Origin of the sequence: Mesorhizobium onobrychidis, assembly GCF_024707545.1 — a bacterium.
Lineage (GTDB): Bacteria > Pseudomonadota > Alphaproteobacteria > Rhizobiales > Rhizobiaceae > Mesorhizobium > Mesorhizobium onobrychidis.
In genome coordinates this window covers 7290889-7310090 of record NZ_CP062229.1, presented here as the reverse complement: position 1 = coordinate 7310090, position 19202 = coordinate 7290889, and the positions used below count along the sequence as shown (strand labels likewise).

Genomic DNA, 19202 nt, shown 5'->3' with positions numbered 1-19202 from the left:
CGCAGGTTGGAGCACGCGGACATGAGCAATCTAGCCTACGACACGGCGGTGGATGGTGGCGAAACCTCGCAGCAGGACATCGCCGCCATGCAGGCGCTGCGGCCGATTCCGCGCATCTCGATCCAGGCATTTTGCGAGACCGAGGGCGTTGCCAATCCGGTCGAGCGCGCCGGCGAGGATCGTCGCATGGCGAAGGCCCATCTGAAGGTCCATATGGGCGGCATCGCCACCGCCATCGAATTCTACCAATCAGCGCCGACGCCAAACCTGATCCTGCTGGAATCGCGCAGCGAGCCGACGCAATTGCTGGAGCAGCTCACGCAGCTCTCCGAATATTGCGATCCGACCTCGAAGGTCGTGGTCATAGGCCATTACAATGACGTCGGGCTTTATCGCGAGCTCATCCGCTCCGGCATTTCCGAATATGTCATCGCGCCGGTGTCGATGGCCGATATCGTCAGCGTGATATCGACGATTTTCGTTGATCCGGAAGCCGAGCCGATCGGCCGCTCGATCGCCTTCATCGGCGCCAAGGGGGGAGTCGGCTCCTCGACCATTGCCCACAATGTGGCCTGGGCGATGTCGTCGCTGTTCAAGTCCGAAGTGGTTGTCGCCGATCTCGACCTGGCTTTCGGAACGGCCAACATCAATTTCGATCAGGATCCCGCGCAAGGCATTGCCGAAGCGGTTTTCTCACCGGAGCGCATCGACGAGGTCTATCTCGATCGGCTGCTTGCCCAGTGCGCCCAGCATCTGTCGCTGCTTGCAGCGCCTTCAACGCTCGAACGGGTCTACGATTTCGATCCCGACGCTTTCACGCAGCTTATCGACACGGCCCAGCGCAGCGTGCCGCTTCTGGTGCTCGATGTCCCGCACGTCTGGACAGGCTGGACCAAGAACACGCTGACCAAGGCCGACGACATCGTGATCACGGCGACGCCGGAGCTGGCCAATCTGCGCAATACCAAGAATCTGGTCGACATGTTCAAGCGGCTTCGCCCGAACGATCCACCGCCGAAGCTGATCATCAATCAGGCCGGCGTGCCAAAGCGTCCGGAGATTGCGTCATCCGACTTCGCCGACTCGCTCGGCCTGTCGCCGATGTCGGTTATTCCTTTCGAGCCGCTGCTGTTCGGAAACGCCGCCAACAACGGGCGCATGCTCGGCGAAATGGATGCCAAGAACCCGGTTGTAGGCACGATCAACGAGATTGCGCATGTGCTGACCGGGCGCAGCGAAATCAAGCCAAGAAAGAAAGCGGGCCTCGGCAATCTCCTTGGCAAGCTCTCGCGCAGCAAGAAGTGATGCTTTCGGAGCGGAATTGGTAGTCGATCATGTTTGGTAAAAGAGGCAGCGACGACGGCAGCCGGTTCACCCCGGAATTCCGTCAGCCGGCACCTGCGCCTGCCACGCCAGCGGCGGCAAGCTCTGCAGAATCGTCGGTTCTTGCCAAGCCCGCACCGCCGCCGTCGCTTGGCGCGTTTGCTGCGCCGCCTGCGCGCCGTGCGGTCGAGGCACCGCCATTGGCGCCGGAGCCAAAAAAGGTCCAGCGCCAAAAGAGCGAAACCTACTACGATACCAAGAGCCAGGTCTTTTCCGCGCTCATTGACACGATCGACCTGTCGCAGCTCGCCAAGCTCGATCCCGAAAGCGCACGCGAGGAAATCCGCGACATCGTCAACGACATCATCGCGATCAAGAATTTCGCGATGTCGATCGCCGAGCAGGAAGAACTGCTCGAGGACATCTGCAATGACGTGCTGGGTTACGGGCCGCTGGAACCATTGCTCGCCCGCGACGACATCGCCGACATCATGGTCAACGGTTCCAAGAACGTCTACATCGAGGTCAACGGCAAGGTCGAGCAGACCGGCATCCGTTTCCGCGACAACCAGCAGCTTCTCAACATCTGTCAGCGCATCGTCAGCCAGGTTGGCCGCCGCGTCGATGAATCGAGCCCGATCTGCGACGCACGCCTTCCCGATGGCTCCCGCGTCAATGTCATCGCGCCGCCGCTCGCCATCGACGGCACCGCGCTCACCATCCGCAAGTTCAAGAAGGACAAGCTGACGCTCGACCAGCTGGTCAAGTTCGGCGCCATTTCGCCGCACGGCGCCGAAATTCTCAAGATCATTGGACGCGTCCGCTGCAACATCGTCATTTCGGGCGGTACCGGTTCCGGCAAGACCACGCTGCTCAACTGCCTGACCAACTATATCGACCGCGAGGAGCGCGTCATCACCTGTGAGGACTCGGCCGAGCTGCAACTGCAGCAGCCGCATGTCGTACGTCTGGAAACCCGCCCGCCCAACCTCGAGGGTGAGGGCGAGGTGACCATGCGCGACCTGGTCAAGAACTGCCTGCGCATGCGGCCCGAGCGCATCATCGTCGGCGAAGTGCGCGGACCTGAGGTGTTCGATCTTCTGCAGGCGATGAACACCGGTCACGACGGCTCGATGGGCACGATCCACTCGAACAGCCCGCGCGAATGCCTGAACCGTATCGAATCGATGATCGCGATGGGCGGCTTTACGCTGCCGCAGAAAACCGTCCGTGAAATCGTTGTCGGTTCCGTGGACGTGATCATCCAGGCCGCACGCCTGCGCGACGGATCGCGGCGCATCACCCACATCACCGAGGTGATCGGAATGGAGGGCGACGTCATCATCACGCAGGACATCGTCCTCTACAACATAAAGGGCGAGGACGTGAATGGCAGGCTGCTGGGTGAGCACGTGTCGACAGGTATTGGGCGCCCGCATTTCTGGGACCGCGCCCGCTACTATGGTGAGGAACAGCGCCTCGCCAACGCGCTCGAGGCGATGGAGAAGCGCGCTGACTGATGCATTTGGAGGCGTAGGGGCCAAGGTCGATGTTCGGGATTGACGGCACCGTATTGGCATTCATCGTGCTCGCCGGCTTCAGCGCCGGCGCGGTGGCCTATGCTTTTCTGTTCAACCAGATCAGCACCGAGAAGCAAGTCGGCAGGCGGCTTGAAACGATCAAGACCGCCGAGACGGATGGCGCCGTCGTCAAGGCCTCGCGCGATCGCGTGGCGGAAGCGGCCAAGCGGCGCAAATCGGTTCAGGATTCACTGAAGGACCTCGAACAGAAGCAAAAAACCAACCAGAGTGTCGTCAAAAAGCCGCCACTGAAGGCCCAGATTCGTCAGGCGGGCATGAAGATGTCGCTTGAGCGCTTCTATCTCTACTCGGCGGTTTGCGGCGTCGTCCTGACGTTTCTTGCCTATTTCCTCGGCGCGCCGCTTTATGTCTTGCCCGGTGCGCTGCTGGTCGGCGTCCTCGGCCTGCCACGCTGGTTCGTCTCGTTTTGCCGCGCCCGCCGGGTGAAGGCGTTCCTCAACGAATTTCCGAACGCGCTCGACATCATCGTGCGTGCAGTCAAATCCGGCCTGCCGCTGAACGACGCCGTCCGCCTGATCGCCAACGAAGCCCCTGAACCGGTCAAGACCGAGTTCCGCCGCATCGTCGATTCGCAGCAGATGGGCCTGTCGATCCCCGACGCCAGCATGCGTATGGCCGAAACGATGCCGTGCACGGAAGCGAGCTTCTTCGGCATCGTCATCCAGATCCAGTCCCAGGCCGGCGGCAATCTTTCCGAGGCGCTGGGCAATCTTTCGCGCGTGCTTCGCGACCGCAAGAAAATGAAGGCCAAGGTCCAGGCGCTGTCCATGGAAGCGAAGGCGTCCGCCGTGATCATCGGCGCGTTGCCGTTCGTTGTCGCCTTTCTCGTCTACCTGACAAGCCCGAACTACATCATGCCTCTGTTTACCACCAGCGCCGGCAATCTGATCCTCGGCTGCTCGGCGGCCTGGATGTCGATCGGCATCCTGGTGATGCGCAAGATGATGAACTTCGAAGTTTAGGATTTCGAGCGTATGACTGAGAACGTCGTCCAGACCCTTACCGACCCGGCGTTCCTGATTGCCTTGTTGGTCGGCATCGCGGTGTTTGCGACCTTCTTCACGCTGCTGCCTGCCTTTGGCGGAAACCAGCTCAAGGCGCGCATGAAATCCGTGGCGCTGGAGCGCGACGAATTGCGCGCCAAGCAGCGTGCGCGGCTTGCCGTCGAGGCCGATCGCCGCGGCAAGGGCCTGCGCGAGGAACAGTCGATCGGCATGCGCAATATTGTCGATCGGCTGGACCTGAGGCGCGCCCTGGCCGATGAAGGCACCTTGCAGAAACTCAAGGTTGCTGGCTTTCGCGGGCAGAATCCGCTGACGCGTTTCCTTTTCTTCCGTCTGGTCCTGCCCTTTGTCGGCTTTGCCCTGGCTGCGATGTATCTGTTCGTGCTCGGGGGTTTGCCGGAGCAGCCGCCTCTCATCAAATTGTTCGTCTGTATCGTCGTCGCCTATGCCGGTTTTTACGCGCCGGTGCTCTATGTCAACAACCGCGCCACCAAGCGCAAGCAGTCGATCCAGATGGCCTGGCCGGACGCGCTCGATCTGATGCTGATCTGCGTCGAATCCGGCATGTCGGTGGAGGCGGCGTTTCGCAAGGTCGCGGACGAAATCGGCGCGCAATCGGTGGCACTTGCCGAAGAGTTCATCCTGACCAATGCCGAGCTTTCCTACTTGCAGGAACGCAAGCAGGCTTACGAAAACCTTGCAAGCCGCACCGGCCTGGAATCGGTCAAGTCGGTGTCGCAGGCGCTGGTCCAGGCCGAGCGCTACGGCACGCCGGTGGCGCACGCGCTGCGCGTGCTTGCCGGCGAAAGCCGCGACATGCGCATGAACGCTGCCGAGAAGAAGGCCGCGGCCTTGCCGCCGAAGCTCACCGTGCCAATGATCCTGTTCTTCCTGCCGGTGCTGTTCGCCATCATCCTGGGCCCCGCCGGAATCCAGGTGAGCCAGCGCGGCATCTTCGGCGACCAGCCGACATCGAGCAGCCAATAGCCTCGCCAAGGCGACAACACATGCGAAAGCCGCGGTGCTGATGCAGCGCGGCTTTGTATTTCCAGCATGTCGATGAGTCGAGGAACTGGCGGTTCGAAGCAAAGCCGGCGTAGTTAGTTGGTGGCAGGCTTTGCCTTGTCCTGGTCCTTGAGCTGGCTCCAGGCGTTCTGCTGGGCGAGCATCTGGCGAAGGTAAGCCACGTTCGCCTGCGCCTGGTCGGGCGAGAGCTCCTGAGAAGCGATTTTCTCGGCCTCGTCGAAACGGCCCTGCAGACCGACGACTAGCGCCAGGTTCTGGCGGACGCGGCTGTCGGCGTTCGGCTGCTGGGCGGCCGAGCGCATATAGGTTTCAGCCGTGCGCAGATCACCTTCCAGCACATAGGACATGCCGAGATTGGAAAGGATCGAAGGTTCGTTCGGCTTGAGGTCAAGCGCCTTGCGGTAATTCTGGCGCGCCTCGTCTCTCTGGCCAAGCTGGTCGAGAATCGCCGCTTCCGCCGACACCAGCTTCCAGTCGGGATATTCCGGTGTCTGCGCGCGGCGCACCGCGTCGAGCGCCGGCTCGAACTGCCCATTGGCGGCCAGTGCCTTGCCATAGGCGGCGAGCACGTCGCGGTCCTTCGGCAGGGCGATCGCCAGTTTGCGCATCACGGCGAGCGATTGGTCGGCGTCGCCATCCATTTGCAGCGCCGCGGCATAATTCGTCGCGATCCGCTTGTCGTTGGGGTTCTTGGCGTAGGACTGACCGAGCGCGATCGTCGCCTTGTGCAACTCGCCGGCCGACATGGTTTCCAAGGGTTTGCCGCTGGTGCGTCCGATCGAGCCGGTTGTCAACTTGCTGGTCCCGCAGCCTGCAACGCTTGCAGCGAGCGCTATTATGAGCGCCGTGGTGATCAGCCGCTTCCCCGTGGCGTTCGTCATGCGGTTGGTCGGCATCTGCACCAGGGGCCTCCATTCGTGTACGTGGCCGTTACATGGCCATCTTCCCTCCCGCAGAAATATTCTGTTAACCCTAACGGACAGTTAAAAAAGCGCCGACTCGGAAGCCGGAGGCCATCGAATGCCAGTCGAATTCATCGAGGGAAAACTGAAGACCACGCTGCCGGTTCACCTGGTGGCGAAGGATAGACTGGATGCAGCGGGCCTTGCCTCGTCCTCGCTCGCATGGGCCAAGGCCAACGGCTTTTCCGGTGAGGCCGGCAGGACGCTGATTGTACCCGACGAAAACGGCGCGCTTGCCGGCGCCCTGTTCGGCACGGGCGATGGCGAAGGCGCGCTTGCCATCGGTGCGCTGGCGAGAGCCTTGCCCGAAGGCGACTGGCATTTCGCCTCGGCACCCTCCGAACCGGAACTGGTGGCCGTCGCACTGGCGCTCGGCGGCTATGTCTTCACCCGCTACGGCAAAAAACCCGGCAAGGCGCTGCGTTTTTCGCTGCCGTCCGGCGCCGACGCGGCGCGTGTTCGCCGAACTGCCGATGGCGTCTTCCTGACGCGCGATCTGGTCAACACGCCGACCAGCGACATGGGACCTGACGAACTGGAGAAAGCGGTGCGGATGCTGGCCAGGACGTACAAGGCCGAAGTGTCGGTGACCAAGGGCGACGATCTGCTCAAGAACAACTTTCCGATGATCCATGCCGTCGGCCGCGCTTCCGTCGGTGCGCCGCGGCTGATCGACATGATTTGGGGACCGAAGAACGCCCCGAAGGTGACGCTGGTCGGCAAGGGCGTCTGCTTCGATACCGGTGGCCTCGACATCAAGCCGTCCTCGGGCATGCTCCTGATGAAGAAGGACATGGGTGGCGCGGCCAACGTGTTGGGCCTTGCTTCGATGATCATGGCCGCCGGGCTGAAGGTCCGGCTGCGTGTGCTGATCCCGGCGGTCGAGAATTCGATCGCCGGCAACGCCTTCCGGCCCGGCGACGTGCTGGTGAGCCGCAAGGGCATCACCGTCGAGATCGGCAACACCGACGCCGAGGGACGGCTGGTGCTGGCGGACGCCTTGGCACTGGCAGACGACGACGAGCCGCAGCTGCTGATCGACATGGCGACCTTGACGGGGGCTGCTCGCGTCGCGCTCGGTCCCGATCTGCCGCCTTTCTACACCGGTGATGAAGCACTGGCGTCCGATCTGGCGGAGGCTTCCGCCGCGGTCGAGGATCCGTTATGGCGCATGCCGCTGTGGAAACCTTATGACGCAAAGCTGTCGTCGAAGATCGCCGACATCAACAACGTCACGTCAGACGGTTTCGCCGGCTCTATCACGGCGGCGCTTTTCCTGAAGCGCTTCGTCGAGAAGACCGCTGCTTGGGCGCATTTCGACATCTTCGCGTGGAATCCGTCCGATCGTCCGTACGGTCTAGCCGGCGGCGAGGCGCAAGGCATCCGCGCGCTGGAAAGGGTCATCTCGAAACGCTACGCCTGACGGTTCCGGTCCGACAGGAAGGTATCGAGACTGAAACGGAACCGAAACAATTTTCCGTCATGCTGGCCGGATGTCGATTTCGATGCGCCCGAGCCAGGCCTTGCGACTGTGGCAGCAGGTGATGCTGTCTCAGGTGCGCGACGACGCACCGGACCTCACCATGCGCCAGACGGCGATCCTGTTCACCATCTATCTCGATCCGCCGCCGCATACGGTGCGCGGGCTCGCCGCCCGCCTCAATGTCACAAAGCCGGTCATCACCCGCGCGCTCGACACAATGGGCGCGATGAAGCTGGTGTCGCGCCATCGCGATGAGCTCGACAAGCGCAACGTGCTGGTCAAGCGAACCGTAGAAGGTGCTCTCTTTGTCGAGCGCTTCGGCGATGTTATCATCGCCAGAGCCCAGGAATTGCCCATCTGACCGAAACGCCCTTCTGAACGAGTTGCCGATTTGACCGCCAGGGATGCCCGCCTTCACGCCTTCCGTTCCGATCTCGCCGATGCCAGGCTGAAAGGCGAGGTCGCCGCCGATCGCTTTGTCGCCGGGCGGCCAGCGCGTATCGCCGCTTCCGTTGCCGATGTCCGCAAGGCGCCGCGCCCGGAAGCCGGCGTCAACACGCAGCTTCTGTTCGGCGACGATGTCCTCGTCTTCGAAGACGTTGAGGGCTGGGCCTGGATCCAGGCCGAACGCGACGGCTATGTCGGCTATGTCGCCGACACCGTGCTAAGCGCGCGGGCCCATGCGCCAACTCATGTCGTCTCCGTGCCGCGCACCTTCCTCTATCCCGGACCGGATTTGCGGCTTCCGCTGAGCGGGCAGCTGTCGATGGGATCGGCGGTGACGGTGGCGGGCGCGGCCGAAACCCGCGGCACGCATTATGCGCTGTTATCGTCCGGCGAGACGGTCATATCGGGCCATTTGCGGCCGTTGAACAAACCAGCTGCCGACTATGTCGCGGTCGCGGAAACCTTTCTCGGCACACCCTATCTGTGGGGCGGGACCTCCGGCTTCGGCATCGATTGCTCCGGCCTCGTGCAATTGGCGATGCATGTGGCCGGCAGGCAAGTGCTGCGCGATTCCGACATGCAGGCGGCGACCATCGGTGAGCCGCTCGAAGCTGGGCCGGATTTTGCTGAGTTGCGGCGCGGCGACCTGGTGTTCTGGAAAGGCCATGTTGCGATCATGACCGACCCTGAGACCATGATCCACGCCAACGGCCACACCATGCTGGTCTCACGTGAAGGTTTCAAGGAAGCCCTCGCCCGTATCGGCTATCTCTATGGCGGTCCGACAGGGTTCCGGCGGCCGTAATGTAAGCGCCTGTCCTCCCCTTGTGCCCCTTGTGGGAGAAGGTGGCCGAGCGAAGCTCGGTCGGATGAGGGGTGTTGGAAGGATCGCCAACGCCTCATTTTTTCCAGCACCCCTCATCCGTCTTGCCGCTTTGCGGCAATCCACATTCTCCACAAGGGGAGAAGGAAGGCGCGCTCGATCACCTTTTGTTCCGATTGTTCTTGGCGATTGCGCGCCGCCGCGCTACCTCTGGCGCGTGACTGAGCAGCCGCGTCTCGCCGAACAGAATGCCGCCGTGCACTTGCCCGAGCCATTCCTCAAATGGTTCGCCGAAAAAGGCTGGTCGCCGCGCGCCCATCAGATCGAGCTGCTGGCGACTGCCCAAGCCGGGCAGTCGGTGCTGCTGATCGCACCGACCGGCGCAGGCAAGACGCTGGCCGGGTTTCTGCCTTCACTAACCGAGCTGGCCGGCCGGCCAAGGAGAAGACCGGGGCAGGCGCATCGCGGCATCCACACACTCTATATCTCGCCGCTGAAAGCGCTGGCCGTCGACATCGAGCGCAATCTCGGCAAGCCGGTGGAAGAGATCGGGCTACCTGTCACTATCGAGACGCGCACCGGCGACACGCCCGCGCACAAGCGCCAGCGGCAGAAGCTGGCGCCGCCCGACATCCTCCTGACCACGCCCGAGCAACTGGCGCTGCTGATTGCTGCGCCCGACGCCAGGCGCTTCTTTGAGGATCTGCGCTACGTCGTGCTTGATGAACTGCATTCGCTGGTGACCTCGAAACGCGGGCATCTCCTGTCGCTCGGCCTGGCGCGGCTGCGATCCTTTGTTCCCGGCTTCCAGACGATCGGCTTGTCGGCGACGGTCGCCGAACCGGACGAATTGCGGCGCTGGCTGGTCAACCAGAACCCCCCGGGCGGCATGGCCGAATTGATCGTCGTGACCGGCGGCGCCAAGCCCGAGATCTCTATTCTCGATTCGGAAGAACGCGTGCCGTGGGCTGGCCATTCGGCCCGCTACGCGACACCGGAGATCTACAACGAGATCAAGCGACACAAGACGACCTTGCTGTTCGTCAACACACGCAGCCAGGCCGAACTGCTGTTCCAGGAATTATGGCGGGTCAATGAGGACACCTTGCCGATCGCGCTGCATCACGGCTCGCTCGATGTCGCCCAGCGACGGCGCGTCGAGAAAGCCATGGGCGAGAATACCTTGCGCGCCATCGTCGCCACTTCGACGCTCGATCTCGGCATCGACTGGGGCGACGTCGATCTGGTCGTGCATGTCGGCGCGCCGAAGGGCGCGAGCCGGCTGGCGCAGCGCATCGGCCGCGCCAACCACCGCATGGACGAGCCGTCCAAGGCGATCCTGATCCCCGCCAACCGCTTCGAGGTGCTGGAATGCCGAGCGGCGCTCGACGCCAATTATCTCGGCGCCCAGGATACGCCGCCGCTGGTCAATGGCGGGCTCGACGTGCTGGCGCAGCATGTTCTGGGTTGCGCCTGCGGCGCGCCATTCCTTGCCGATACCTTGTTCGAGGAAGTGCGAACGGCTGCACCCTATGCCAGCCTCGATCGGCCGACATTCGATCGCGTCATCGATTTCGTCGCCACCGGCGGCTATGCGCTGAAGAACTACGAGCGCTACGCCCGCATCCGCCTGAACAGGGACGGGCTGTGGCGCGTGTCCAATCCTCGCATTGCCCAGCAATACCGGCTGAATGTCGGCACCATCATCGAGGTGCCGGCGCTCAACGTGCGTTACGTCCAGGCCGGCAGCAAGGGGTCCGCGTCGCGCGGCGGCCGCGTTCTCGGCAAGATCGAGGAGGCTTTCCTCGAAACGCTGACGCATGGCGACACGTTCATGTTTGCCGGCAAGGTGCTGCGCTTCGAGGGCATCCGCGAGAATGAGTGCTTCGTCTCGAATGCACCCGGCAGCGACGCCAAGGTGCCTTATTATGGCGGCGGCAAATTCCCGCTTTCGACCTACCTCGCCGAGCAGGTCCGCATCATGCTGGACGACCCCCAGCGATGGAAGAAGCTGCCGGAGCAGGTCGCCGACTGGCTACGCTTCCAGGCCGACAAGTCGGTACTGCCGAAACGCGACGACCTGCTGATCGAGACCTTTCCGCGTGGCAACCGGCACTATCTGGTGGCCTATCCGTTCGAGGGCAGGCTGGCGCACCAGACGCTTGGCATGCTGCTGACCCGCCGGCTCGACAGGACGGGGGCCAGGCCGCTCGGCTTCGTCGCCACCGACTATGCACTTGCCATATGGTCGCTGGCCGATATGGGCAGGATGTTCAGGGCGAAGAAACCGTCGCTGGCCGCGCTTTTCGACCAGGATATGCTGGGCGACGATCTCGAAGCCTGGCTGGCCGGCAGCTGGCTCTTGAAGCGCACTTTCCGCAATTGCGCGCTTATCTCGGGACTGATCGAAAGACGTCATCCGGGCCAGGAGAAGAGCGGCCGTCAGGTCACCGTGTCGACCGACCTCATTTACGACGTTCTGCGCAGCCATGAGCCCGACCATATCCTGCTGCAGGCGACGCGTGCCGATGCGGCCACGGGCCTGCTGGATGTCAGTAGACTTGCCGAGATGCTCTCGCGCATCCAAGGACGAATCGTGCATAAGAACCTCGAACAGATTTCGCCGCTCGCCGTGCCGATCATGCTTGAGATCGGCAAGATGCCGGTGCATGGCGAGGCCGATGATACGCTGCTGATGGATGCGGCGACGCTGGTCGAGGAGGCCATGGGGACGAAATGACGCGCGTGCTGGCCACGACTTTGCCCCTGGCAGGCGCCGACTCTATCGGCATCGCCGGCGAGCGCGCGATCTGCGATCGGCGCGGCGTGCTTTATTTTCCCGAGCTTCGGCTGCTGACTGTCTCCGACCTGCATCTGGAAAAGGGTTCGTCGCTGGCACGGCGCGGCACGTTGATCCCGCCCTATGACACCGGTGCGACATTGCTCCGGCTGCAGGCGGTGATTGCCGATTATCAGCCGGCGATCGTCATCAGCCTGGGCGACAGCTTTCATGATGGTGGCGGCGCGGCGCGCATGCACTCAAGCTTTCGCGAACGCCTGGAAGGACTGATGGCCGGCCGCGACTGGTTCTGGGTTGCCGGCAACCATGATCCGGACGCGCCGGCCGACCTGCCGGGCGAGACGGTGCGCGAGCTGGCCATAGGCTCTCTTGTATTCCGGCACGAGCCTTCGGCGGTGAGAGTGGAAGGCGAGATATCAGGCCATCTGCATCCCTGCGCCCGCATCGTGCAGCGCGGCCGCTCGGTGCGGCGGCGCTGCTTTGCCGGCGACGGCGGCCGCATGATCATGCCGGCCTTCGGCGCCTATACCGGCTCGCTCAATGTGCTCGATCGCGCCTATGCCGGGCTGTTCCGCCGCGAAACGCTGATGGCCTATATGCTCGGCACGGAGCGCATCTTCGCCATTTCTCGCTCGATGTTGAGACCAGGCTGATACCGCTACCGGCCGTAGTACAGGGTGACGGTGTGCTTCGCCTCGGCGAAGAACAGCCAGCGTTCGACCAGCATGCCGGCGAATTGGACGATTGCGGCGAATGTCGAGAGCACCGCCGCATAAGGCCATGGCAAGGCGAAGGCGGCAACCAGCAGCAGGGCGGGCAGCGCGAAGGCCAGCGCTTGCGTGATTTGACGCAGCCGCGCCTTGTGCTTGCGCGCGACGCGAAAGCCCATCTCCTTGAGCAGGTAGTTTTCCTCGGTGTGCGGCCATTCCAGCGACCGCACAGTACCGCCGGCAAGTCCGGTCGCGGTGTTGGCGTTGGTCGGGATTTCCAGCCTGTCATTGTGTCGCCAGGTTGCCAGCTTCCAGCCCCAGCCGAGCAAGGTCAGCAGCACGCAACCCGCCAGAACGATAGTCGAGCCGAAGGCGAAACCCTGCAGCAGCGCGTTGAGCAGCACGCTGCCGCTCATCGCCGAAAAGATCAGATAGCCGGGCAGAGTGAAGCGGCTGTGCCATTGGGCGATCGGCTTCAACGACGCGTAGATCATGCCGGTGGTGCAGACGGTTGCGACCGCGCCGATGGCAGCGAGCAGCCCGGCGACAGCCACCCAGCCGCTCGTACGGCCGAGGACCACCCAGCCAATACCGAACAGTCCCGCCGGCACGAAGGTGGCGACCGAGGCAACACCTTCGCGCGACAGCCATGAGCTACGCCATTGCGAGAAGGCACGCCAGGCGCGTTCGGGCCGGCCGAGATGGCCGGCCGACGACAGCAGGCCTGCCGAGATCAGGCCAAGCGCCAGCCCCATGCCGGTAAGGCCAAGCCAGAAATCGGGCGGGATAAAGCCCTGTCCGGCGAGCACGCCAAGCAGCGCGAGCAGGCCGTAACCGGCGCCCGTGGCGGTGGTGAAAAAGACGACCGAGAATGCTGGATGCATGAAGGCGCTGGTCAGTTCGAAAGCATGCGGTCGACCCAGCCGAGGAAGCCGCCTTCGGCCCGCACCGCTTCAAGCGCCGGCGCCGGCACCGATGCGGCGCGGGTGGTGTGGGCACGTGGCGGCAGATATTTGTTGGTCGGCTTATAGCCCATTTCCGGCATCAGATCGACACCGCCGCGCTCGGCCACCAGTTGCGAGATAGCCGATGCCGGATCGCCCAGATCGCCGAAATGCCGCGCGCTGGTCGGGCAAGCAGCGACGCAGGCCGGCACGCGATCTTCTTCCGCCAGATTGTCGTTGTAGATGCGGTCGACGCACAACGTGCATTTCTTCATCACGCCGACATCGGTGTCGAATTCGCGCGCTCCGTAGGGACAGGCCCAGCTGCACAGTTTGCAGCCGATGCATTTGTCCTCGTCGACCAGCACGATGCCATCCGACGCCCGTTTGTAGGAGGCGCCGGTCGGGCAGACCGTGACGCACGCCGGTGTCTCGCAGTGCAGGCAGGAGCGTGGGAAATTGACCGTGCGCCCACCCATCTCGGTCATGTGCTCATAGCTGTGCACGCGGTTGAACCAGACGCCGTCGACATTGCCGCCATAGGGGTCGATGTCGGTTAGCGGCGCCATATGGCCGCCGGTGTTCCATTCCTTGCAGGCGGTAACGCAGGCCTGGCAGCCGACGCAGGTGTCGAGATCGATGACGAGTCCGAGCTTCTTGTCGGTTTGGGCGGGAAGGCAAGTCATTCGGCAGCCTCTCTCTCCCGGCGGAATTCCGCGCCGAAACTGAGTTTGTCGGGCGAGGGCTCAGAGTGCGGCGGCTGTCGGAACCGCTCGAACTGCGGCTCGGTGAAGCCGGCTTCTTCAGCCGCGCATTTGACGATGCGGACACGCAGGTCGAACCATGCCGCCTGGCCGGTCACCGGGTCGGAATTCGAGTAGCGTTTACCATTGGCATCGGCAGAGGTCTGGTCGCCGATGATGTGATTGAGCAGGAAGCCACGGTTGGATTCGGCGGCGTCATCCTTCAGCCCCCAGCTGCCGCGCCGCTTGCCGATGGCGTTCCAGGTCCACACCGTGTCCGCGTTGACGCCGTCGACCAGCTTGATCTGTCCCTTGACCTTGCCGTTGATGCTCTCGATCCACACCCAGTCATCGTCGACAAGGCCGAGGCCGGCGGCGGTCCGGTTGTGCACGAACAGCCGGTTCTGGCTGGTGATCTGCCTGAGCCAGGCGTTCTGCGAGCCCCAGGAATGATACATGTGCATCGGCCGCTGCGTCAGCGCGTGCAGCGGGTATTTCTCGAGGTCGACAGCCGCCTCCTCGAAGGGCGTGTACCAGAACGGCAGCGGGTCCATATAGGTCTCGATGCGGCTGCGCTCCGCCTCCGGCGGCAGCACCCGCCCATGGCCGCGCGCGGCGAGGCGAAACCGCTGAATCGGTTCCGAATAGAGCTGGAAGACGATCGGCTCGGCTTTCGGGATGAATCCCATGTTCTCGGCGAAGTCGAGATAGGAGCGGTTGGCCATCTTGTAGTAGCGCTGGTCGTCCGCAAAATCATGGTGCCAAAAGCCGCCATTGTCGATGTAGCGCTGAAGCTGATCAGGATTGGCCTCGCCTTTGCCGATCGAGGTTCCGTCCTTGCCGCGCCAGCCGGCGAGCGGGCCGATGCCCGGCGTGCGCTCATGATTGACGATGTAATCGGCATAGTCGCGGTATTTGGCCGAGCCGTCGTCGTCGACGAAGCCGGGCAGGCCGAGGCGCGCGCCGAGCTCGATCAACACCGTCTGGAACGGCCTGACATCACGATCCGGCTCGACGACGGGATGGCGGATGGCGTCGCCCGGGCCGTCGGCATGGCTGATCGGCCGATCGAGCAGGCTGATGCAGTCATGCCTTTCGAGATAGGTGGTGTCGGGAAGCACGAGATCGGCGAACGGCACGGTCTCGGAATAATAGGCGTCGGAATAAATGATGAAGGGGATTTTGTAATTTCCGGCCTCGTCGCTGTCGGTCAGCATCGCCATCGTCTCGACGGTGTTCATCGACGAGTTCCAGGCCATGTTGGACATGTACATCATCAGCGTGTCGATCGGATAGGGATCGCCGGCCCAGGCATTGCGGATGACCGTGTGCATGAGGCCGTGCGCGGCAAGCGGTGCATCCCAGGAATAGGCCTTATCGATGCGAACAGCCGTGCCGGCGTCATCGAGGAGCAGATCGTCCGGTCCGCAGACGAAACCGAGCGGCATGCCTTCGAGCGGCGTCATCGGCCTGACGTCCTTGCCCGCCGGCTTCGGCCCCGGCGGCACCGACCGGGGATAAGGCGGCTTGAAGCGAAACCCGCCCGGCACGTCCACCGTGCCGAGAAGCACCTGGAGGAGGTGGATGGCGCGGCAGGTGTGAAACCCGTTCGAATGGGCCGAGATGCCCCGCATCGCATGCATCGACACCGGCCGGCCCTTCATCGTCTCGTGCCGGCGACCGGCCCAGTCGGTCCACGCTATCGGCAGTTCGATTGCTTGCTCGAAAGCGACATGCGCCAGTTCGGCGGCGATCCGGCGGATGGTGTCGGCGGGAACGCCACAGCATCCGGCGACCGCGTCGGGAGAATAGCTCTCCTGCAGATAGCGGTCGGCGACGAGCTGGAAGACCGGAACGCAGCGGCGGCCATCGACCTGGAAGTTGCCGGTCAGCGCCGGTTTTGCACCATTATCGGTGGCGCTGACGGACACTTTCGCTACCCTGTCCCAGGCCAGCGGATTGCCGTTACCGTCGCGTGCGAACAGCCCATCGTCGGCCGCATTCGGCTCCTGGATGACGAGGACATGGGCGTTGGTGTAGCGCAGCAAATAATCGAGATCGACACGGCCGGCCTTCAGCAGTTCATGGATGAGGGCTAACACGAACAGGCCGTCGGTGCCGGGCCGGATGCCGATCCAGTCATCAGCAATGGCGTTGTAGCCGGTGCGGCACGGATTGATCGAAACCACCTTGGCCCCGCGCGCCTTGAGCTTGCCGAGACCGATCTTGATCGGATTGGAATCATGGTCCTCGGCAACGCCGAACAGCATGAAGTATCTCGTGTTGTCCCAGTCGGGTTCGCCGAACTCCCAGAACGAGCCGCCGATCGTATAGAGCCCGCCGGCCGCCATGTTGACCGAGCAGAAGCCGCCATGGGCGGCGAAATTCGGCGTGCCGAACTGGCTCGCCCACCAGCCGGTCAACGATTGCGACTGATCGCGCCCGGTGAAGAAGGCGAGTTTCTTCGGATCGGTCCGGCGGATTTTCGAAAGTCGTTCCGTCGCGATTGAGAAAGCCTCCTCCCACTCGATCTCACGAAATTCTCCCGAGCCGCGCGGACCTGTGCGCAGCAATGGTTTCTTCAACCGGGCCGGACTGTAGTGCTGCATGATGCCGGCACTGCCCTTGCCGCACAGCACGCCGCGATTGATCGGATGGTCCTTGTTGCCGTTGATGTAGCGGACCTTGCCGTCTTTGATGTGGACGTCGATGCCGCAGCGACAGGCGCACATGTAGCAGGTTGTCTTGGCGATGCTGTCGGAGATATCGGGCGAAGTATCGACGCCATCGCCCTCGTCGGGCGCGCGCGTGTCGGCAAGCGACCGTTGGGACGGTGCGGAATTGGCGCCGCGCAGCGGTCCGTGGCTCATGATCTGCTGTGGTCCGAGTATTTGGCTCGCGTTTTTGGCCCGGGGCCGCGCATGTAATGCTCTTCCGGATGATAGCCGTCGCCGGTGAGCCGCCGCCGCAAGCTGCGCGTCCAATGGGCAAACAGGGATTTGAACCGCCCGATCACTTTCTGCCTTTTGCGGACTGGCCGCGATATTTTTCCAATTTCCTGCAAAACTTAGAACAAAACGATCGATCCGTCTAACAAGTTGCTCTTGTAATTCCAATCGAATTTCTTTCTTAATTCTCTCATGACCCTGGACCAATTGCGGATCTTCGTTGCTGTCGCCGAACGAGGACACATGACTAAGGCAGCCGAGCTGCTGGGTATTTCCCAATCGGCGGCGTCGGCCGCCATCCGCTCGCTCGAACAGCAGCACGGCGTCCAGCTGTTCAACCGGGTCGGCCGCAACATCGAGCTGGCGCAGACCGGCCGCCGGTTCCTGCCTGAGGCCAAGGCCGTGCTCGAACGGGCGGCTGCCGCTCACAATGTGCTGGAGCACGTCTCGCAGACGATCACCGGCAGCCTTTCAATCGCCGCCAGCCAGACCATCGCCAGCTACTGGCTGCCGCGCCGGCTGGCCTCCTTCCACGAGGCCTATCCCGCCGTCAGGCTGAGCGTGACCATCGGCAACACCAGACAGGTCGAGACCAATGTCCTGGACGGCACGGCGGATTTTGGCCTGGTCGAGGGGCGCACTGATTCAGACATATTGCGGCGCGCCAAGGTCGATGTGGATCGCCTGATGCTGGTCGTGGCGCATTCGCATCCCGAGATCGCTGAAGTCTCGCGCGGGCATCCCGACATCAGCGAGATCCGCTGGATCATCAGGGAGGGCGGGTCGGGCACCCGCGAGGTGCTGGAAGATCTTGCCCGCCGCGAAGGGATCTCGTTCGCGGACCTGCGAATATTCCTGGTGCTGCCGAGCAACGAGGCGGTCCGTCAGGCGGTCGAGGCTGGCGCCGGCGCCACCATCATTTCGGAACTCGTTGTCGAACGCGCCGTTGCCGAAGGCAGCTTGCGTTCCGTGCCGATCGATCTGCCGAAACGTGATTTCGCCATGATCACGCATCGTGACCGGCAGGCAAGTCTGGCCCAGATGGCGCTCAAGGCGCATCTGGGCGCGAAGGCCGGCGAGACCGTCCGCGGGTAAGCCGAGTCAGCCGAATTTCCGCTGCGCATCGAGCGCCAGCCCAAGCCCGACCGAGCCGAACATATCACCTTCGATGACGGACGCCTGCGGCACCAAGGCTAATATCTGCTGCCTTGCCAGCGGGATGGCGGTCGATCCGCCGGTCAAGAACACCGCGGTGATGGCGGATGGTTTCACCTGCGCGTCGCGGATGGTCTCACCAACCGTCGCGGCCACCCGTTCGATTTCCCTGGCGATCGTGGCCTCAAGCCCGGCGCGCGAAATTACTGCCGCGAAACTCGCTCCGGGCAGCGCGACTACGACATCACCAGAAAGTTGCTGCGTCAGCTCGATCTTGGCCGTTTCAACCAAAGCGGCCAGCGCGTGCCCGTAACGATGCTCGACGATGTGGATGAAGCGGTCGACCAGGTCGGCGCGTTCCGCTTCGTAGCGGATCTGGCGCAGATGGGTCATCGCCCTGGCGGTGTAGACCAGATTGATGCGTTGCCATGTCGCCAAGTCGATGAAGTAGCTGGCCGGCAAGTTGCGCTTGCCGTCCTTGGTCGGCGAGAGGTAGCCGAGTTGCGGCATCACATGGGTGATGCTCAACAGCCGATCGAAGTCGGTGCCGCCGATGTGGATGCCTCGGCTCGCCAGGATGTCGTCCTTGCGATCGAGGGAGCGGGCGCGCTGCGGCGAGACCCGCACGATCGAGAAGTCGGACGTGCCGCCGCCCATGTCGACGATCAGCGCCAGTTCTTCCCGCGTGACCTTCTGCTCGTAGTCGAGCGCCGCCGCGATCGGCTCGAACTGGAAGGCGATGTGCTTGAAGCCCTGGGTGCGGGCCGTGTTTTCGAGTTCACCTTCGGCCTTGGCATCGGCCTCGGCATCGTCGTCGACGAACTGCACGGGACGACCGAGCACCACGCTTTCAACCGTGTCGTCCGCATCCTCTTCCAGCCTTTTCCTGAGATGGCCGACGAACAGACCAATGATCTCGGTGAAGGCGATCGATCGGGACTTGATGCGCGTCTTTTCATGGACAAGCGAACTGCCGAGCACGCTCTTCAGCGAGCGCATCAGGCGACCTTCGATGCTGTCGGTATAGTTGGCGATGGCGCGGCGCCCAAAATAAGTGCGGTTGTCCTCGAAATTGAAGAACACGGCGCTCGGCAGTGTGACCTCGCCGTCCTCCAGCGCCACCAGCCGTGGCTGCCCGTTCCTGACCACGCCCACGGTGGAATTCGAAGTGCCGAAGTCGATACCGCCGAATGCTGATCGCATCGTGAAGCCTGTATTCTGATTGTGGGGGAG

Annotated in this window: 15 protein-coding genes; 10 read left to right on the top strand and 5 right to left on the bottom strand. The window is 63.1% G+C overall.

Annotated features, from left to right (window positions below; translation table 11 throughout):
• The first annotated feature begins 21 nt into the window (after positions 1-21).
• The 4 genes from IHQ72_RS35905 to IHQ72_RS35890 are packed head-to-tail and all read left to right on the top strand — an operon-like array spanning position 22 to position 4915.
• Positions 22-1305: a CpaE/TadZ family protein gene (locus IHQ72_RS35905; protein WP_258120579.1), complete on the top strand. Its 1284-nt coding sequence runs from the start codon at positions 22-24 to the stop codon at positions 1303-1305.
• 29 nt (positions 1306-1334) lie between these two features.
• Positions 1335-2843, top strand: a complete 1509-nt coding sequence (locus tag IHQ72_RS35900) for a TadA family conjugal transfer-associated ATPase (protein ID WP_258120575.1) — start codon at positions 1335-1337, stop codon at positions 2841-2843.
• A gap of 29 nt (positions 2844-2872) precedes the next feature.
• On the top strand, positions 2873-3886 hold the full coding sequence (locus tag IHQ72_RS35895) for a type II secretion system F family protein (protein WP_258120574.1): 1014 nt from the start codon (positions 2873-2875) through the stop codon (positions 3884-3886).
• Between the two features lie 12 nt (positions 3887-3898).
• On the top strand, positions 3899-4915 hold the full coding sequence (locus IHQ72_RS35890) for a type II secretion system F family protein (protein ID WP_258120572.1): 1017 nt from the start codon (positions 3899-3901) through the stop codon (positions 4913-4915).
• 113 nt (positions 4916-5028) lie between these two features.
• Here the strand turns inward: IHQ72_RS35890 and IHQ72_RS35885 are convergent, their stop codons facing one another.
• The gene (locus tag IHQ72_RS35885) at positions 5029-5850 is read right to left on the bottom strand and encodes a tetratricopeptide repeat protein (RefSeq protein ID WP_258124066.1); all 822 of its coding nucleotides are present in this window, start codon (positions 5848-5850) and stop codon (positions 5029-5031) included.
• A gap of 124 nt (positions 5851-5974) precedes the next feature.
• Between IHQ72_RS35885 and IHQ72_RS35880 the strand changes: the two genes are divergently transcribed.
• The 5 genes from IHQ72_RS35880 (at position 5975) to pdeM (ending at position 12122) form a co-directional block, all read left to right on the top strand.
• Positions 5975-7339: a leucyl aminopeptidase family protein gene (locus tag IHQ72_RS35880; RefSeq protein ID WP_258120571.1), complete on the top strand. Its 1365-nt coding sequence runs from the start codon at positions 5975-5977 to the stop codon at positions 7337-7339.
• A 70-nt stretch (positions 7340-7409) separates the two neighbouring features.
• Positions 7410-7760: a MarR family winged helix-turn-helix transcriptional regulator gene (locus IHQ72_RS35875; protein WP_095493569.1), complete on the top strand. Its 351-nt coding sequence runs from the start codon at positions 7410-7412 to the stop codon at positions 7758-7760.
• 30 nt (positions 7761-7790) lie between these two features.
• The gene (locus tag IHQ72_RS35870) at positions 7791-8651 is read left to right on the top strand and encodes a C40 family peptidase (protein WP_258120570.1); all 861 of its coding nucleotides are present in this window, start codon (positions 7791-7793) and stop codon (positions 8649-8651) included.
• A gap of 235 nt (positions 8652-8886) precedes the next feature.
• Positions 8887-11409 (top strand): ligase-associated DNA damage response DEXH box helicase, encoded by a 2523-nt coding sequence (locus tag IHQ72_RS35865; RefSeq protein WP_258120569.1) that lies wholly within the window; start codon positions 8887-8889, stop codon positions 11407-11409.
• Positions 11406-12122: a ligase-associated DNA damage response endonuclease PdeM gene (pdeM, locus tag IHQ72_RS35860; protein ID WP_258120568.1), complete on the top strand. Its 717-nt coding sequence runs from the start codon at positions 11406-11408 to the stop codon at positions 12120-12122. Before IHQ72_RS35865 ends, pdeM begins: the two co-directional genes overlap by 4 nt.
• Before the next feature lie 5 nt (positions 12123-12127).
• On the opposite strand, the gene IHQ72_RS35855 is transcribed toward pdeM, so the two are convergent.
• The 3 genes from IHQ72_RS35855 to IHQ72_RS35845 are packed head-to-tail and all read right to left on the bottom strand — an operon-like array spanning position 12128 to position 16736.
• Positions 12128-13063, bottom strand: coding sequence for a dimethyl sulfoxide reductase anchor subunit family protein (locus tag IHQ72_RS35855; RefSeq protein ID WP_258120567.1), 936 nt, complete (start codon positions 13061-13063; stop codon positions 12128-12130).
• An 11-nt stretch (positions 13064-13074) separates the two neighbouring features.
• Complete coding sequence (locus IHQ72_RS35850) at positions 13075-13809, bottom strand: 4Fe-4S dicluster domain-containing protein (protein WP_258120566.1); 735 nt, start codon at positions 13807-13809, stop codon at positions 13075-13077.
• A complete protein-coding gene (locus IHQ72_RS35845; protein WP_258120565.1) occupies positions 13806-16736 on the bottom strand; it encodes a molybdopterin oxidoreductase family protein in 2931 nt (976 codons plus the stop codon). Before IHQ72_RS35845 ends, IHQ72_RS35850 begins: the two co-directional genes overlap by 4 nt.
• A gap of 270 nt (positions 16737-17006) precedes the next feature.
• Between IHQ72_RS35845 and IHQ72_RS35840 the strand changes: the two genes are divergently transcribed.
• Positions 17007-17909 (top strand): LysR substrate-binding domain-containing protein, encoded by a 903-nt coding sequence (locus IHQ72_RS35840; RefSeq protein WP_258120564.1) that lies wholly within the window; start codon positions 17007-17009, stop codon positions 17907-17909.
• Between the two features lie 6 nt (positions 17910-17915).
• Here the strand turns inward: IHQ72_RS35840 and IHQ72_RS35835 are convergent, their stop codons facing one another.
• A complete protein-coding gene (locus tag IHQ72_RS35835; RefSeq protein WP_258120563.1) occupies positions 17916-19172 on the bottom strand; it encodes an Hsp70 family protein in 1257 nt (418 codons plus the stop codon).
• Positions 19173-19202 lie beyond the last annotated feature (30 nt).

What these genes read in the sequence shown, in the direction of transcription:
- IHQ72_RS35900 (WP_258120575.1), top strand. Translation starts at nt 1,335, where the DNA reads ATGTTTGGTAAAAGAGGCAGCGACGACGGCAGCCGGTTCACCCCGGAA.
- IHQ72_RS35895 (WP_258120574.1), top strand. Translation starts at nt 2,873, where the DNA reads ATGTTCGGGATTGACGGCACCGTATTGGCATTCATCGTGCTCGCCGGC.
- IHQ72_RS35840 (WP_258120564.1), top strand. Translation starts at nt 17,007, where the DNA reads ATGACCCTGGACCAATTGCGGATCTTCGTTGCTGTCGCCGAACGAGGA.
- IHQ72_RS35835 (WP_258120563.1), bottom strand. Translation starts at nt 19,172, where the DNA reads ATGCGATCAGCATTCGGCGGTATCGACTTCGGCACTTCGAATTCCACC.
- IHQ72_RS35885 (WP_258124066.1), bottom strand. Translation starts at nt 5,850, where the DNA reads ATGCCGACCAACCGCATGACGAACGCCACGGGGAAGCGGCTGATCACC.
- IHQ72_RS35875 (WP_095493569.1), top strand. Translation starts at nt 7,410, where the DNA reads ATGTCGATTTCGATGCGCCCGAGCCAGGCCTTGCGACTGTGGCAGCAG.
- IHQ72_RS35855 (WP_258120567.1), bottom strand. Translation starts at nt 13,063, where the DNA reads ATGCATCCAGCATTCTCGGTCGTCTTTTTCACCACCGCCACGGGCGCC.
- IHQ72_RS35905 (WP_258120579.1), top strand. Translation starts at nt 22, where the DNA reads ATGAGCAATCTAGCCTACGACACGGCGGTGGATGGTGGCGAAACCTCG.
- pdeM (WP_258120568.1), top strand. Translation starts at nt 11,406, where the DNA reads ATGACGCGCGTGCTGGCCACGACTTTGCCCCTGGCAGGCGCCGACTCT.
- IHQ72_RS35880 (WP_258120571.1), top strand. Translation starts at nt 5,975, where the DNA reads ATGCCAGTCGAATTCATCGAGGGAAAACTGAAGACCACGCTGCCGGTT.
- IHQ72_RS35845 (WP_258120565.1), bottom strand. Translation starts at nt 16,736, where the DNA reads ATGAGCCACGGACCGCTGCGCGGCGCCAATTCCGCACCGTCCCAACGG.
- IHQ72_RS35890 (WP_258120572.1), top strand. Translation starts at nt 3,899, where the DNA reads ATGACTGAGAACGTCGTCCAGACCCTTACCGACCCGGCGTTCCTGATT.
- IHQ72_RS35850 (WP_258120566.1), bottom strand. Translation starts at nt 13,809, where the DNA reads ATGACTTGCCTTCCCGCCCAAACCGACAAGAAGCTCGGACTCGTCATC.